This is a genomic window from Solwaraspora sp. WMMB762 (assembly GCF_049179115.1).
In the GTDB taxonomy this organism is placed as follows: domain Bacteria; phylum Actinomycetota; class Actinomycetes; order Mycobacteriales; family Micromonosporaceae; genus Micromonospora_E.
Map to the genome: position 1 here is coordinate 6,333,360 of NZ_JBMHMD010000001.1, position 16,740 is coordinate 6,350,099.

The window sequence follows — 16,740 nt, forward strand, 5'->3', positions numbered from 1 at the left end:
GGGCCGTTTCGCGTCCGGCTGCTCGGGCCTTCCGCGATGGCTGCTCAGCCCTGTCCGGGCCGGCTGCTCGGGCCGACCGGCCCGGCGATCAGCTTGCCGCCTCCCACAGCCACGTCTGGATCAGTTGCGGGTCGCCCTGTTCGACGGTGAGCTGATTGCCGACACCGTGATCGGACAGGTACAGGTCCTGCGGCACCCCGGCCACGACGGTGCGGTTCGCCAACGCGATCGACAGTGACCCCTGGCTCTCGCACCACAGGTAGCCGTCGGTGTTGCCCCGGAAGCGGTGCAGCGCGACCGGTGCCCCGTCGACGGACACCCCGGCCGGCGCGGCGCTCAGGTAGCCGCCGGCGTTGGCCAGGTAGTAGCAGTCCTGGCCATCGGTCTGCCCGGCAGGGATGACGCTGAACCGCTGGTTGTCACCGTCGTTCTCGGCGTGCAGGATCGCCGGCGTGCCGTCGGCGTTGCCGCCGCCGGAGATGTCGACCACCAGGTCGGTCTGCTGCTGCGGCGGGAAGTGGTTGATCTCCCGCAGGTCGGACATCGACTCCTCGCTCTGGAAGAACCAGCGTTGCTCGGCCGACCCGTTCCAGTCCCGCCCGGCCAGCCGGTGCGAGCCGGGTAGCGCGGTCAGCAACTGGTCGGTGACCATGTTGCGCAACGTCCACGTCCCGTCGCCCTGGTAGTCGGGCCGCCAGAGCTGATCCGCCGCCTCGTTGGGCCACTGCACCACCGGCGCGTCCGTCACTGAGCCCTCCTGGCCCAGGAAGTTGCCGGTGAGCAGGTGGACCAGCCGGTAGTAGGACGGGAACTCCGCACTCGGGTCCAACCACCACCGCTGCTGGAAACCCGAATGGAACGGTACGTCGAGGATCTCGTTGTCGCTGCCGAAACGGTCGATGTCGGCGACGTTGGTGGTGCCGGCGTTGCGCAGCACCGCATTGCCGGGCGGCGTCGGCTGCGCCACCAGCTCCGGCGGGTCGGCCGCGGCTTCCAGGACCAGCCGGAACCGGGCCGGCAGATGATCCGACAGCAGGATCTGCGACAGGGTCTCGGAGCCGGTGACCCGGGGTACGTTGCCGGTGTCCGGCACCACCGCGTAGTCGAGGAACCGCTGCGGATCCTGGGTCGGGTGGGTCGGCGTCGGCGGGGCGTGCACCCGGAACTGCCCGGCGGGCAGCGCGTTGGCCAGGTTGTCCGGATCACGGTTGAAGTCGCCCATCGCGACCCAGTCCAGCGGCTGGTTGCCCGGCCCGGCGGTGAGCATCCGCTGCCGGATCGCGCCGAGCAGTCCCGGCATGTCGTTTCCGTTGCCGGAGAAACCGTGCACGGTGAAGAAGACCGTGCCGCCGACGTTCACCCCCAGCGCCGGCCGGCCGCCCATCGGCGAGGCGACCACGAAGATCCCGTCCGCGGGTACCTGGTGGCGGGTGGCGACGGCCAGGTTGACCCGGCCCGGCCCGTTCGCCGAGGTGTCCGTGTGCAGCCAGTAGAGGTAGCCCTGGGGGCGGCGGGCGGTTCCGCCGTGGCGGTACTCCCGCACCGGCGGGAACGTCCCGTCGGCCCGCTGGAAGTTGGCCTGCTGGTGGTCGGTCGGCGGCCCGGCACTGGGCGGTGGCGCACCGGCCTCCTGCAACGCGATCACTGTGGCGCCGCCCACGGCCAGCGGCAGGACTCCGTTGACGTACTTGTCCTCGTATTCGCCGTCCTGGCCGGTCCAGCCGCCGGACGTGCCGGCACCCTGCATGTTCCAGGTGGCCGCCTGGCGGACCTCCTCGATGCGGGGTTCGAGCTGTCCGACGTCGTTCAGGAACAGTGACGGATGGCGGTACCCGGTGGCGGCGACGACGCCCTGCCCGCCCGTGTAGTCGAGAGTTTCCCGACCCGACCAGTCGGGGATCACCGACCCGGCTGCGCTCAGATGGCGGAACCGGCGCGGGTGGGCCGGGTCGGAGCCGAACTGGTAGATCGTGTCGGCCGGGTCGGTGGTGCCGGTCACCGAGTACGGCTCGTACGTCACGTACGGACCGCCGGGAGTGAGTTGTTTGGACAGTTCGTTGTGGTAGAAGACGTTCTGCGGCCCGGCCGACCCGGACCACTTGATCGCCTTCGGCCCGGCCGCCCACCAGATCGGATACCAGGTGCCCTCGTCGACCTGGCCGCCCTCGCCGCCGCAGTTGGCGGTGCAGCTGCCCGAGCTGTGCTCGTACGGCACCCGCACGGTGTTGCCCTCGAACAGGTTGTACCGTTCCCAGCCGCCGTGCAGGTTCAGGTCGGAGTCGAGGTCGTTGCGGAACACCACGTTGCCGCTGGCCGACCACTGGAAGGTGAAGTGCCGCAGGTTACGGCTGGTGTTGTACGCGTACAGCGAGTCCCAGACGCGGCTGCCGCGCAGGTAGCCGTTGCCGCCCTTGCCTTTGTTCCACGCCCCGTCGAAGGTGTTGTCCTCGATCTGCAGGTTGCGGGCGACCTCGGTGACCACCGGGTGGGATCCGGTCATCGTGCCGGACAGGCCACGGACCCAGCTGTTGGCCGCCCACTTGAACAGCACCCCGTTCATGGCGTACTCAGGGGCGAGGTTGCCGTAGTTGTGCACCGCGTCGGCCGGGTCGAGGGCGTACGTGCCGCCGCCGAGCCTGGGCAGCCCGGTCATCTCCTGGGTGAAGGCGAAGTTCTCCAGTCCGACGCCCTCGACCGCGGTCAGCGGGGTGACCTTGCTGGCGAACGGTGTCTCGGTCAGCAGCGGCGGCGAGCCGTCGGAGACCGAGTCGACCGGTAGGTCGTACTCCAGCGGTCGGTCCAGGGTGATCGTCTTGGCTGACGAGTTCACCCGGGTCACCCGGAACATCTGCTGCCGCATGTGGAGGTTCTCCATCATGCTGGCGTGCTCGGCGTAGGTGACGCCCTGCTGTTCGTAGAAGTTGATGCTGTTGGCCGCGCCGACCCAGACGTAGCCGCCGGGGGAGAACTTCGACATGTTGGTGTTGCCGGCCAGATGGATGACGGTCTGTCCGGTGCGGGCGGAGAACCCGGGGTCGTCGCTGCGGCCGGCAAGCTTCTGCCCGGAGACCCAGTGCTGGTTGACGGATCCCTCGAACAGGTCCTTGCGGTTGGCCGGCGCCGCCTGCCACTCGTCCTGGTAGCGGCTGGCCACCTGGCGGGTCTGCACCTTGAACAGGGCCCGGCCCGGCCAGATCCAGCCGCCCTTGCCGACGTCGTTGCCGCTGCCGTAGCTCATTCCGTTCGGCTCCCAGCGGCTGCCGTCGCTGCTGAGGGTGTCGTAGCGGGTGTCGGTGTCCGGCCGGAACACCACCCGGGTGCCGCCGGTGCCGGCTCCCTGACCGCGCAGGACCAGGAAGTTGGCGTCGACGTAGATCTGCCGGGACACGTCTATCCGGCCGGCCGGCAGGCTGATCAGTGACAACCGGCGGAAGTTGGCCGACGGCGAGCATGCGTCGCGGACATGGTCGATGGCGGCCTGCAGGCCGGCGCTGTCGTCGAGGCCGTCGTCGGCGACCACGCCGAACTCACCGGCCAACCGGCTCGGGTCGAGGCGGCAGGCCGCGTCGGTGGTCGTGAGGTGGTCGCCGGGCAGCGGCTGTCCACCCTGGTAGCCCACCCGCGACCAGTCGGGCAGCCCGTCGAGGCCGCCGCTGATCCGGTTGACCATGCTCAGGTTCGGGCGGCTGGTGGACTGCGGGCCGTTCGCGGTCGCGGCGGTGCCGACGGTGGCTGCGCCGACGGTGGTCGCGGCGGTGCCGACGGTGGCGGTGCCGACGGCGGTCGCCGGTGGGCCGGCCTGCGCCATCAGCGGCGGGCTCCACGTCGGACTGGTGAGCGCGGCCGCGAGTACGGCGGCCAGCAACAAGCGGTGTGTCATCACCCGGCCAGCCTCGCTCGACAACTGCCTGTGAGTCATCAGTGGCAGTCTGTATTATTCGCCATCTGTCGATCTCTGCTTTTGCCCTGGTCCGGTCCGTCGGCTCACGGTGTGCCCTTGTCGCCCTCCTGAACCGGTTCGTCGGGCTGACCGTCGACCGACCGACCCGCCAGGTGCGCCGCCAGCAGTGCACGGGGGATCTCCATGGTGATGTCGCCGGCCCGGTCCGGACTGCGTACCTCGGCGACCGGCGCCGGTGCGTCAGCGTCGTCGCCGCCGACGGTGGGCACCGGGCGGGAGCGCAGGCGCAGGTCCCGCCGCCACAGCACGACCGGCAGCAGACAGACCAGCAACGCCACCCCGGGCCAGAGCAGCGACGGCAGGCTGGCGTAGTCGCGGGCGACGGCGACCGCGACCGCGGTGGCGAGCACCAGCAACCAGCCCAGGTGCGCCCGGAACGTGTACAGGCCGTCGCTGCTGCTGTGCGCCCCTTTCGGGGTGACCACGAACCGGGCCGGGCGGCGCAGCAGCGTACTGACGAGCTGCCCGGCGTAGACCGGCGCCGAGATGATCGACATCAGCATGCCCTTGAGGCCGCGGGAACCGGGTGCCTCGTAAGGGCTGACGTTGTACCGCCGGTTGTGCAGGTAGAGCCAGAGCGAGAAGGCGGTGGCGTCGGTGTAGAGGGCGAACCAGATCTGCGGTGAGATCGTCATGCCGCTGACGCCGAGAGCCAGGAACAGCACGGCGTTGACGATGCCGAGCAGCCAGGCGACGGCCATCGACGGGTAGAAGGTGGTGATCAGCGTGTAGTGCAGCATCCCGCCGGCGGACAGCCGGGGGAAGTGCCGCCAGTAGCGGCCGACCAGCAGTTGGAAGGTGCCCCGCGACCAGCGCCGCTGCTGCGAGAAGTAGTCGCTCCAACTGGCCGGGCCGTCGCCGGCGGACAGCACGTCCGGGGTGTACACCGACTTCCAGCGCCGACCGGTCGACGGGTTGCGGGTGGTGTGCACGGCCAGCCCGGTCGCCATGTCCTCGGTGATCGAGTCGGCCAGCCCGCCGACGCTGCGCAACGCGCTGATCCGTACCGCGTTGTTGGTGCCGACCAGCATCGACGTGCCGTACGCGTTCGCGGCCCGCTGGATGACGCTGTGGAACGGGAACTGCTGCGACTCGGCGGCCCGGGTGACGAACGACTCGCCGTTCTTGTAGCACTGCGGGCCGACGACGTACGCCACGTCCGGGTCGCGGAAGTAGCCGAGGATCCGTTCGGCGAAGTTGGCCAGCGGCACGTGATCGGGGTCGACGGACAGGAACACGTCGTAGCGGTCGCCATGTGCGTCGACCCAGGCGTTGTAGTTGCCGTGTTTGGTCCGGGCCCGGAACGGCCCGCGACGCTGGTTGTACCGCTCGACGCCGTTGCGGGTGAAGTGCCGGACGCCGAGTTCGTCGCAGACCGCCTTGACCTCGTCGTCGTCGCCTTCGTCGAGGAGCCAGATGTCGAACACACCCCGGTGGCGGATCCGCTTCGCCGCGCGCAGCGTGTCGCTCACCACCGCGATCGGTTCCTTGCTCGGCACGATCGTGGTGAGGAAGGCGACCCGCAGGCCCCGGGGTGGGACGACCGGCACCGGATCCCGCGCGATCACCGAGGCCAGCGACAATGACAGTACGTTGACCAGCCGCAACGCCTCGACGACGGCGATCGAGCAGATGACGAAGATGTTGGCGACCCGGGCCGCCTCGGCCACCGGCCCGGGGTTGGTGTCGGCGAAATGCCCCGGCTGCAGCAGCCAGACGAAGAAGAACACCTCGAAGCAGATGTTCGCCAGCGCGATCGCCACCGCGGTGACGATCCGCCGGTTGCCGTGCGCTCCGTGCAGGCTGCGGTAGCGCACCCGGTAGGGCGCGTCGCCCGGCGGCTCGTTCAGCGGGCCGGCGAGTCGGCTATAGGATTCGAGTCGGGCCCAGGACCGGCCGTACACCGGGATGTCGAATGGTTCTGCCACAAGCCGCAAGCCGCCCCGCAGTCGCGCCCACCGGCCCACGCCCGGCCGCTGGTTTCGACGGTCCTAGGCACCGGGAAGGCCTGCCCGGATCAGCCGGTTGAGCTAGTCTCGGCCGTGCTTTGCGCCAGTGACGGAGGACGAACGGTGCTGCTGTCGATAGTCCGCCAGTCGAGGTTTGCCCTGCCCATCGGCTTGTTCCTGGGTCTGTTGGCGGGTTGCGGCACCGCCCCGTCGGAGCGGGCCGGTGGTCTCGGCGACCAGATCACGGACGCCCGGACCGCCGGCACCACCGGACAGCCGGTCGAGGTGCCGCTCGCCGGAGCGGAGCTGTTCGTCGATCCGACCGGTGCCGCCGCCGACCAGGTCACCGCCTGGGCGGCGGCCGGCCGCACCGGTGACGCCGAGCGGCTCCGGCGGATCAGCGACCAGCCGATGGCGGTGTGGGTGACCAGCGGCACCGCTGCGGTGCGCGCCGACGTCGACGCCGTGCTGACCCGGGCCGACGCCGCCGGCGGCATGCCGGTGCTGGTGGCGTACCACATCCCGGACCGGGACTGCGGCAGCTTCAGCGGTGGTGGTGCGCTCGACGGCGACGACTACCGGGCCTGGGTCCGCGAGTTCGCGGCCGGGATCGCCGGCCGCCCGGTCACCGTGGTCGTCGAACCGGACGCGGTGGCGCACAGCCTGGACAGCTGCGGCGCGGGCACCGCCGACGAACGGTTGGCGTTGCTCGCCGACGCGGTCGCCGTACTCAAGCAGACCGGCAGCGCCCAGGTCTATCTCGACGCCGGCCATGCCCGCTGGGTGGCCGACCTGCCGAAGCTGGCCGACGCGCTGCGCCGGGCCGGGATCGAGCGGGCCGACGGCTTCGCGCTCAACGTCTCCAACTTCATCGGTACGCAGGCGAACGTCGACTACGGCCGCCGGCTGTCCGACGAACTCGGCGGGCGTACCCGGTTCGTCGTCGACACCAGCCGCAACGGTGCCGGGCCGGTCGACGGCGCCACCATCGACGGCGGCCCGTCCTGGTGCAACCCGCCCGGCCGGTCGCTGGGGGAGGCGCCGACCACGACGACCGGTCTGGACCGGGTCGACGCCCTGCTCTGGATCAAGCGTCCGGGCGAGTCCGACGGCGACTGCCGGCCGGGCGAGCCACCGGCCGGCGGGTGGTGGCCCGAGTACGCGCTGCAACTGGTCGACCAGACCGGGTGAGCAGCCGCCGGCTCAGCGCACCATCACCGGTACGCCGACCGACGGCACCCCGTCGGCGTCGACGGCGAACAGCAGGTAGGGCCCGGACGGCAGGATCGTCGCCTCCTCGGGCAGGTCCAGCTCCAGCCGTCCAAGGGTGGTGGCGGTGAAGTCGACCGCCACGGACCGTTGCTCGTTGTTGAGCATGTGGGTGGCGGCACCGGGCCGGATCAGCCGCACCCGGTCGATCCGGTCGGCGTGCGGGCTGATCACGGTGACGCTGCCGCCGCGTTCGACCCGATCCGGCACGCCGGCGAGGACCGGACGCACGCCGCCGAAGAGGTACGGCGGGGAGTACAGCTCCAGCCGCTGCTCGAACTCGCCGCTGATGCTGTTCTTGGCGTCGCGGAACAGCGGGTCGGAGCCGACGGTGAGCACCCGGCCGTCGGGCAGCAGCAGTGCCGCCGAGTGGTAGTTGCGGCCGACGCGCGGGTCGGCGGCGACCGTCAACGTGTCGCTGTCCGGGTGGTAGATCCGGGCGGTGTGGTTGTCGCTGAGGCCGCGGCCCCGGTAGTCGCTGGAACCGTTGGTGATCAGCACGGTGTCGTCGGGTAGCTGCACCAGGTTGGGGTAGCGGGTGCCGGCCGGCAGGTCCGGGCCGGCGGTGAACCGGGGATTCTCGGAGGTCAGGTCGATGAGGTCGATCCGGTCGCTGGACAGGGCCGACTCGCCGACCCCGCCGCCGCCGACGACCATGATCCGCTGGTCCTGCACCGGGCCGGCCCAGGCGCTCATGCTGGTTTCCAGTTGGTCGGTGTCGCGTAGCCCGTCGACCTCGGTGAACGTGTTGTCGCTCAGGTCCCAGAGGCCGGGGTCTCGGCCCTGGTCGTCGGGGCCGTAGCCGGCGTTCGACCCGGTGTAGAACAGCAGGTCGGGTGTTGCGGTCTGGAAGAGACTGGGGTACGTCGGGAAGTACCGTTCCAGGTCGGGGCGCAGCGTCCAGCTCCTGGTCTGCGGGTCGTAGATCTCGTGCTGCGTGCCGTCGAGGATTTGGCCGCTGCCGTCGAGGCCGGCGACGGTGAGCACCTGCCCGTCGGGCAGCGTGGTCAGCGTCGGGTACCAGCGTTTGACGTGCATGTCGGCGACCCGCTCGTACCGTTCGGTCCACGGGTTGAACTCGAACGCGGCGTCGAGTCCCTGGTAGTCCTGCTTGTCCATGGTGATCGCCTCGGCGAGGCCGTAGATGTCCTGCACCTCGTCGCCGACCAGGCCGTTGACCCGGTACTGGGTCTGCCGTTCGACGACGTACTCGTCGCCGAAGCCGGCAGCGTCGACCCAGACCTCCGTCTCGCTGGCGGTGACGACGACCCGGTCGCCCGGTTCGTCGGTCTTGGTAGCCGGCGGTACGACGAAGTCGTGCCCGGCGGAGTAACGCCGCCCGTCCGGGGCGACGAACTCGGTGCCCTTGACGAAGCCGCGCGGACCGCCGTCCGGGGATTCGTTCTTGACCAGCATGGTGCCGCCGGCCCGTTCGATGTCGGGTTCGAGGACCTCGTACCGCTGGGTGCCGCCGGCGACGAGCAGGTTGCCGTCGGCCAGGAACGAGTGCCCGGAGCAGAACAGATCCTCCGGGGTCGGCACGAGTTCGGTCCGTTCGGTCGCCGGGTCGAACAGCAGGGTCTTGAACGTGCCGGCGTCGAACTGCTCCCGGTCGTTGCCTGAGCCGGCGATCAGCAGCACCTTGCCGGTGGGCAGCAGCGCGGCGTGGATGGCGTTGACCCGCTGGTCCTCGGGGAGTTCGAGGACCTGCCAGTAGCCGTGCTCCCGCTGGTACTCGACGCTGTTGAGCTCGCGTTCGTGCAGCCAGCCGCTGGTGAAGCCGTACAGCGGCGGCACGTTGGCGCTGAGCAGGACCGATACGCCGATTACGGGCAGCAGGACGCGGTGGCGCAGGGTCGCACTGGTGAGCCGCTTCACCCGTCGAACGCTAGCCGTCAAGATCACCGACCTGGAGCGGCTGACCGGTCGGTGAGCCGGGCCGTCCGCCGGAGCGGCAGTGGTTCATCGGCCCAGTCGTGGTCAGCCGTTCGAGGCCGTGCCGGATCGAGCTATTCGGCCTGCTCAGGCTGCTCCCGTATCGTCTCCGCCACGTCGAGCAACTCGCCGATGGTGCGCGGTTTGCTGCCGGCAGTGTCGGCCGCCGCCGTCCCGGTGTCGGCCCGGAACCGCTGCCGCAGCTCGGCGGTGACGGCCAGCCCGTCGCCCTGCAGCAGGCCGAGCAGCGCGGTGTCCTTGTCGGCGGCGGGCAGCTGGGTGACCCACTCGGCCAGCCGGGCCGGGTCAGCGGCACCTGCGGCGTCCGGGGCACTGCCCTGCGCCGCGGCGGCGATCAGGTCGGGGTCGATCCGCAGGAACTCGGCGAACTCGTGCAGCGCGCCGGTCAGGTCACCGAGCCCGGCCGGCACCGGCGGTTCGGTCGCCTCGTCGCCGAACTCCCCGTCCTGGATGAGGAACAGCCAGGCCAGGTAGAGGGCACGGTAATCGCCGGCCGCGAGCTGGTCGCGGACGCCGACGATGCTGGCGAGCCAGCCCTCACCGTCGCGGTCGAAGTCCTCGACACCGTCGGGGTCCTCGCTGAAGAAGTTCAGGATGAGGTTGTCGCCCGACTGGTACGCCTCGGCCGGCTCGGCCCAGCAGTACTGCTGGGCGGTCGCCAGGTCGAGCAGCCGCAGCGGCAGCCGCAGCACCAGCTGCCGGGTGCCCCAGTTGGTGATGTAGAGGTGCGCGTCGAAGTACTCCTCGACCATGGCCAGCGGATCGCCGCCGAAGCTGCCGAAGTGGTACACGTTGGTGAAGCTGGTACGGGTGATCTCCGCCCGGGTGGACAGCGTTCGGAGCTCAGCCATCTGCTGCTCGTCGAGTGGCCGGTCGATGGCACGGAAGTCGTAGTACTGGTACTCGCTCACCCGGCCATCATTCACCGGGTCGCTGCCGGCTGCTGCCCGGGGTCAGTCCCGCTACCACCTTGACGGACCGGCAGAGCCTGCCCGATCGGTATGAGATCGATGCTTTCCGGCTGATGGCGTCCCCATCCGGCCATGGATATGCTCTGGCGTTCTACATCGGTCCGGTGCCCTGTGGAGAGTTGTGGATCATCAACGGATTCGGCGTCTCGCCAACCAGTCCGCCAACTTCGGGTTCCTTGTGGATCATGGTCTGCTGGTCTGGTACGGCGTCGGCGCCGAGTCGTTGATCTACGTGGACGCCCAGTCGTCGATGTTCAAGGCGCGGGCGTTCGGCGACACCCTCGCCCGTGAGCTGGTGCACCTTACCGGCACCAGGACGAACGACAGCAACTTCTTCCACCAGGTGCAGGCGCTCAACGCCAACGGCGTACTCACGCCGAAGATCAACGAGGCGTTCCACCGGCTGCGTAAGGTCGGCAACCGGGCCGTGCACGACCACCTCGACCAGGTACGCACCGCCCTGGAGCTGCTGCGCGACTGCTTCGAGCTGGGCGTCTGGTTCCACCGGGCGTTGACCGACGACCGTCGCCCGATCGGCTTCGTCCCGCCCAGCCCGCCACCGCAGCAGGTGCCGCAGCACATCGTCGACGGCCTGCAGGCCGAGCTGGACCGTTACCGCCAGGAGCTGGCCGAGGCGAAACTGCTGCTCGACGGACAGCCGTCGGTGGCGGCGGCGCAGGCGGCGGCGGAAGCCGCCGCCGACCGGGCGGTCACCGAGTCGGCGGCCCGCCGTACGGTCGCCGCCGAGCTGGTCGCCGACCTGGCGCCGCAGATGACGGCGGCCAGCGAGGAGTTCGCCGCCCGCAAGCCGGCGAAGGTGTCGGCGGCCAGGCGCGAGGACTTCATCAGTCGCGCCCGGCGCGCCTCGGCCGAGCCGCTCAACGAGGTGCAGACCCGGGCCGAGATCGACCGGCAGCTCACCGCCGCCGGCTGGCAGGTCCAGGACGAAACCCAGATCAATCTGTACGCGGGGACCGGTGTCGCCGTCCGGGAGGTGACCCTGGCCACCGGCCGGGCCGACTACCTGCTCTACGTACAGCAGAGGTTGGTCGGGGTGGTCGAAGCCAAGCGGGAAGGCACCGCGCCGCGTGGGGTGGAGGCGCAGCTGGACCGCTACCTGCGCGGGCTGACCGCCGCGCAGCGGATCTCCGCGTGGCGGCGGGACGCGCCGCTGCCGTTCGGCTACGTCGCCACCGGCACCGAGACGGCGTTCGTCAACGGGCTGGACCCGCAGCCGCGTACCCGCGAGGTTTTTGCTTTTCACCAGCCGGAGACCCTCGCGCGCTGGATGCGCGAGGCCGACGACGACCCGGCGGCCCCGACGCTGCGGGCCCGGCTGCGGCAGCTGCCGCCGCTTGCGGAGGACGGGCTGCGGCAGGCCCAGATCGACGCGGTACGCGGTCTCGAAGGCGCGCTGGCGGCCGACCGCCCCCGGTCGTTGATCCAGATGGCGACCGGCGCTGGGAAGACGTTCATGGCGGTGACCAGCAGCTACCGGCTGCTGCACCACGCCAAGGCGACCCGCATCCTGTTCCTGGTCGACCGCAACAACCTGGGTCGGCAGACGCTGCGCGAGTACGCCGGCTACGCCACGCCGGGGGACGGGCGCAAGTTCACCGAGCTGTTCAACGTGGACCGGCTGGCCGGGGCGGGCATGCTCGACTCGTCGGCGGTGGTCATCTCCACGATCCAACGGCTGTACGGCGCGCTGGTCGGCCGGGAGCTGCCGGACGTCGACGTCGACGACCAGGCGTACGACAGCTATGAGCTGGACGAACCGGCGCAGGTCGCCTACAACCCGGAGATCCCGCCGGAAGCTTTCGATCTGATCATCGTGGACGAATGCCACCGGTCGATCTACGGCAAGTGGCGGGCGGTGCTCGAATACTTCGACGCCTTCATGGTCGGGCTGACCGCCACGCCGGTGAAGCAGACCCTCGGCTTCTTCCGCCAGAACCTGGTCTCCGAGTACACGTACGAGCAGGCCGTCGCCGACGGGGTCAACGTCGGCTTCGACGTCTACCGCATCCGCACCGAGATCACCGACGCCGGGTCGACCATCGAGGCGAAGACGGTGGTGCCGCTGCGCGACCGGCGGACCCGCGCCGAGCGCTACCAGGAGCTGGAGGAGGACTTCAGCTACGCCGGCAAGGACGTCGGCCGGTCGGTGATCTCCAAGGGGCAGCTGAAGCTGGTGCTGGAGACCTTCCGGGACCGGCTGTTCACCGAGATCTTCCCGGGCCGCACGACCGTACCCAAGACGTTGATCTTCGCCCGGGACGACAACCACGCCGAAGAGATCGTCACCATGGTCCGCGACGTCTTCGGCCGCGGCAACGACTTCGCCACCAAGATCACGTACGCGTCGAAGCGCACCGGTGACAACCCTGACGAGCTGATCCAGGCGCTGCGCAACAGCCCCGAGCTGCGGATCGCCGTCACCGTCGACATGATCGCCACCGGCACCGACGTCCGGCCGCTGGAATGCCTGCTGTTCCTGCGCCCCGTCCGCACAGCGACCTACTTCGAGCAGATGAAAGGCCGGGGCGCCCGCACCATCGACCCCGCCGACTTCCAGTCCGTCACCCCGGACGCCCAGGTCAAGGACCGGTTCGTCATCGTCGACGCGGTCGGCGTCACCGAGCAGGACCTGGACGAGGCGGTGCCACTGCACCGGCGCACCGAAGCGCAGATCTCGCTCAAAGAGCTGCTCGGCAAGGCCGGCACCCTCACCGCCGACGCCGACGAGGTGGCGACCCTGGCCGCCCGGCTGGCCCGGCTCGACCGCCAACTCACCGACGACGAACGCGCCGAACTGACCGACCTCGCCGACGGCCAACCCCTGGCCGCGATCGCCCGCCGGCTCACCGACGCCGTCGCCCCCGAATCGCTCATCCCCGCGCACACCGCCGGCCCCGACGCGGTACGGGATCTGCTCGCCGAAGCGCTCCGGCCGCTCGCCGCCGCACCGCAGCTGCGGCACCGCATCCTGGAAATCCGCCGCGCCCACGACATCACCATCGACGAGGTCAACGCCGACCGGCTGGTCTCGGCCGCCGGGGTGCCGGCCGCCGAACGCGCCCAGAAGGTCGTCCGCAGCTGGCATGCCTACCTGGAGGAACACCGCGACGAGATCACCGCCCTGCAGGTGTTCTTCGAGGGCAAAGGCCGGGTCGACTTCGACCAGCTCAAAGAGCTGGCCGCGCGGATCTCCCGGCCGCCGCAGGCGTGGACCCCGGACCGGCTCTGGGAGGCGTACGTGATGCTCGGCCGCACCGCCGAAGCACCCGGCGACCGGGGCGTCACCGACCTGATCACCCTGGTCCGCTACGAGCTGGGCCTCGACCAGGAGCTGCGCCCGTACCGGTCGGTCGTCGAAGAACGCTTCCAAGGCTGGCTGCTGCGCCAGGAGCAGGCCGGCACCGCCTTCACCCCCGAGCAAGTCTGGTGGCTGGAAAGGATCAAGAACGTGATAGCGGCAAGCGTTGCCGTCACCCCCGACGACCTGGACGGCGCCCCGTTCACCGAACGCGGCGGCATCGACGGGTACGTCCGAGCCTTTGGCAACGACCGTGCCGAACCCCTCATCACCGAACTCAACCAGGAACTCACCGCATGAGCGACCTACCCCCCGGCTGGGAATGGGCGAAGCTGCGGGACATCGTCACCCGGATCGAGGCCGGAAAGTCGTTCACCTGCGATCCTCGGCCAGCACGGAACGACGAGTGGGGCGTCATCAAGGTCAGCGCGATGACCTGGGGCGAGTTCCGTGAGTCGGAGAACAAGGCCGTGCCCGCCGGCAAGGACATCGACCCACGCCACGAGATCGCGCCGGGAGACCTGCTGGTCAGCCGAGCAAACACCGTGGAGTACGTGGGAGCGCCGGTGCTCGTGCACAGTTGCCGGCCGCGACTGCTGCTCAGCGACAAGAGCCTCCGGCTCGTCGTCGCCGATGAGATCGACCGAAAGTGGCTGCTCCACGCGCTGTCCTCGCCGAGCATCCGACGCCAGGTCTCTCAGCGGTCGACCGGCCAGCAGGAGTCAATGCGCAACATCTCTCAGCAGGCACTCCTGGACATGGACATCCCCGTCCCACCACTCGCCGAGCAGCGCCGCATCGTCACGGCCGTCGAGAAGGAACTTTCACGGTTGGAAGCAGGGAGAGGATACTTACAGGGAGCAGCGGCACGTGGGCTGCCGTTGCGTAGGTCACGGTTGATGGCGTTTCGTGAAGAGGTGCTCCGTGCGGGTGCCGTTCAGATTCCTCTAGGGGAATTGGCTGATACGAGCCTTGGAAAGATGCTCGACGCGAAGCGTTCTGCTGGCGAGCCGTCGCCGTACCTTCGGAACATCAATGTTCGCTGGGGCTCTGTGGACCTCACCAACGTCGAGCGCGTACCGCTGGAGAGCAGCGAGCGGACCAGGTTCGCGTTGAAGCCAGGCGACCTGCTGGTCTGCGAGGGTGGTGAGCCGGGACGCTGTGCCGTCTGGCGGGACTCACGAGAGATGGCTTACCAGAAGGCTCTGCACCGCGTTCGAGTCTCTGAGCGAGTCCTGGTCGACTGGGTAGCGCTGATGCTTGAGGAGTCCGTCCGGAACGGCCGAATCAACAAGCTCCTTACGGGAACTACTATCAAGCACCTTCCTCAGGAGAAGCTGCGGACGATTTTTATCCCTGTCCCAGAACTGGAGTTGCAACGTAGTGCGATATCGCGCTTTGCTGAGCTGGACGTGAGCTTGGGTGCAATAGGGCAGTCAGTGGCCTACGCCGACCGGCGCGCGGAGCGGCTGCGTGAGGCGTTGCTGGTGGAGGCGTTTGCCGGGCGGTTGGTGGAGCAGGATCCGGCGGATGAGCCGGCGTCGGAGTTGCTGGCGCGTATCCGGGCGCAACGGGTGGTGGTGCCGAAGCAGCGGGGTCGGCGTACGGCCAAGGAGCTGGCTGCGCCCGCGACCAGGGCGATTGGGACCGATTTTCAGCAGGGAGAGTTGCCGCTGTGAGCAACGTGGATTCGCGCAGGCTGGTGCAGAAGCTGTGGAACTACTGCGACGTGCTGCGCGACGACGGGGTTTCCACGATCGACTACGTGGAGCAGCTGACGTACCTGCTGTTCTTGAAGATGGCCCACGAGCGGGCCGAGCGTGTGTTCAAGCCGGAGCAGATCGTGCCGGCGGACCTGAGCTGGCAGACGTTGCTCGACCGCGAAGGTGTCCGGCTGGAGGTGCAGTACCGCAACATCCTGAGCGGGCTCGGGCAGGAGTCCGGCACGCTCGGCACGATCTTCCGCAAGGCGCAGAACAAGATCCAGGACCCGGCGAAGCTCAAGAAGCTGATCGTCGACCTGATCGACAAGGAGCAGTGGTCACAGGCCGGCGTCGACGTCAAGGGCGACGCGTACGAGGAGCTGTTGGCCAAGGGAGCTGAGGACGCCAAGTCGGGTGCCGGGCAGTACTTCACGCCGCGTGCGCTGATCGAGGCGATCGTCGACTGCGTGCAGCCGACGCCGGACGACACGATTACCGACCCGGCGTGCGGCACGGGTGGGTTCCTGCTGTCTGCGTACGACCATATCCAGCGGCACAACGGCGACAGCCTGACCCGCGACCAGGCCCGGCACCTGGCCAACGGCGGGATCACCGGCACCGAGCTGGTCGACGGCACCGCGCGGCTCGCGGCCATGAACATGCTGCTGCACGGCATCGGTACGCCGAGCGGTCCGTCGCTGATCGACGTCCGCGACTCGCTCGGTCGGGAGCCGTCGCACAAGGTCAGCCTGGTGTTGGCCAACCCGCCGTTCGGGCGTAGCTCGTCGATCCGCATGATCGGCGAGGACGGCCGGGCCAGCCGCGAGGAGCGGGAGATCGAGCGCGCCGACTTCTGGGCGACGACGTCGAACAAGCAGCTCAACTTCGTGCAGCACATCGCCTCGATGCTGGAGATCGACGGACGCGCTGCGGTGGTGCTGCCCGACAACGTGCTCTTCGAAGGCGGGGCGGGGGAGACGATCCGGCGGCGGCTGCTCAAGCAGTACGACCTGCACACCATGCTGCGGCTGCCGACCGGCATCTTCTACGCCGGTGGGGTCAAGGCCAACGTGCTGTTCTTCGAGCGCAAGCGCGCCCGGGAGGAGCCGTGGACCAGCAAGCTCTGGGTGTACGACTTCCGCACCAACCAGCACTTCACGCTCAAGCAAAACCCGCTGCGGCGGGAGCATCTGCAGGAGTTCGTCGACTGCTACCTGCCGGGCATGGACCGGGCCGAGCGGGTGGAGAGCGAGCGGTTCCGAGCGTACGACTACGACGAGCTGCTGAGCCGGGACAAGGTCAACCTGGACATCACCTGGCTGAAGGACGCCTCGCTGGAGGACGCCGACGCACTGCTGCCACCCGAGGTCATCGCCCAGGAGATCGTCGAAGACCTGCAAGCCGCCCTACGCGAGTTCACCGCCATCGCCGAAGCGCTATCAATTCGGTCAGATTCCAAAGCTGGTGAACAGAGGAGCCGGGGGTAGTGAGCGTACGTCGTATGCTTTCCATCGTTGTAGCTGACGGTATCTTGATCGTCGGCGTAGTCGGCTTCTAACGATTGACGTCGGAACCCATTTTGTGGGTCGGCAAGTGTTCGTATTACCGAGAG

General features: G+C 69.2%; 8 protein-coding genes. 4 read left to right on the forward strand and 4 right to left on the reverse strand.

Annotated elements, in window-relative coordinates:
* Positions 1–88: 88 nt before the first annotated feature.
* Together ACN27J_RS28410 and ACN27J_RS28415 are read right to left on the reverse strand one after the other, a co-directional pair.
* Positions 89–3,880, reverse strand: a complete 3,792-nt coding sequence (locus tag ACN27J_RS28410; protein WP_421372551.1) for an RICIN domain-containing protein — start codon at positions 3,878–3,880, stop codon at positions 89–91.
* Positions 3,881–3,984: 104 nt separating this feature from the next.
* Complete coding sequence (locus tag ACN27J_RS28415) at positions 3,985–5,889, reverse strand: glycosyltransferase family 2 protein (RefSeq protein WP_421370927.1); 1,905 nt, start codon at positions 5,887–5,889, stop codon at positions 3,985–3,987.
* Between the two features lie 144 nt (positions 5,890–6,033).
* Between ACN27J_RS28415 and ACN27J_RS28420 the strand changes: the two genes are divergently transcribed.
* Complete coding sequence (locus ACN27J_RS28420; RefSeq protein WP_421370929.1) at positions 6,034–7,101, forward strand: glycoside hydrolase family 6 protein; 1,068 nt, start codon at positions 6,034–6,036, stop codon at positions 7,099–7,101.
* A gap of 12 nt (positions 7,102–7,113) precedes the next feature.
* Here the strand turns inward: ACN27J_RS28420 and ACN27J_RS28425 are convergent, their stop codons facing one another.
* Both ACN27J_RS28425 and ACN27J_RS28430 read right to left on the reverse strand, forming a co-directional pair.
* The gene (locus tag ACN27J_RS28425) at positions 7,114–9,057 is read right to left on the reverse strand and encodes a galactose oxidase-like domain-containing protein (RefSeq protein ID WP_421370931.1); all 1,944 of its coding nucleotides are present in this window, start codon (positions 9,055–9,057) and stop codon (positions 7,114–7,116) included.
* 131 nt (positions 9,058–9,188) lie between these two features.
* Positions 9,189–10,046 (reverse strand): hypothetical protein, encoded by an 858-nt coding sequence (locus tag ACN27J_RS28430; protein WP_421370933.1) that lies wholly within the window; start codon positions 10,044–10,046, stop codon positions 9,189–9,191.
* 181 nt (positions 10,047–10,227) lie between these two features.
* Here ACN27J_RS28430 and ACN27J_RS28435 point away from each other — a divergent pair, with 181 nt between their 5' ends.
* The 3 genes from ACN27J_RS28435 to ACN27J_RS28445 are packed head-to-tail and all read left to right on the forward strand — an operon-like array spanning position 10,228 to position 16,615.
* Positions 10,228–13,725, forward strand: a complete 3,498-nt coding sequence (locus ACN27J_RS28435) for a type I restriction-modification enzyme R subunit C-terminal domain-containing protein (protein ID WP_421370935.1) — start codon at positions 10,228–10,230, stop codon at positions 13,723–13,725.
* Positions 13,722–15,104 carry a hypothetical protein gene (locus ACN27J_RS28440; RefSeq protein WP_421370937.1) on the forward strand — a complete coding sequence of 461 codons (1,383 nt, stop codon included), beginning with the start codon at positions 13,722–13,724 and terminating at the stop codon, positions 15,102–15,104. Before ACN27J_RS28435 ends, ACN27J_RS28440 begins: the two co-directional genes overlap by 4 nt.
* Positions 15,101–16,615 (forward strand): N-6 DNA methylase, encoded by a 1,515-nt coding sequence (locus ACN27J_RS28445; protein ID WP_421370939.1) that lies wholly within the window; start codon positions 15,101–15,103, stop codon positions 16,613–16,615. Before ACN27J_RS28440 ends, ACN27J_RS28445 begins: the two co-directional genes overlap by 4 nt.
* Positions 16,616–16,740 lie beyond the last annotated feature (125 nt).

Bases quoted from the DNA above. Each gene is read 5' to 3' on its own strand.
- ACN27J_RS28410 (WP_421372551.1), bottom strand. From the start codon at position 3,880: ATGACACACCGCTTGTTGCTGGCCGCCGTACTCGCGGCCGCGCTCACC.
- ACN27J_RS28440 (WP_421370937.1), top strand. From the start codon at position 13,722: ATGAGCGACCTACCCCCCGGCTGGGAATGGGCGAAGCTGCGGGACATC.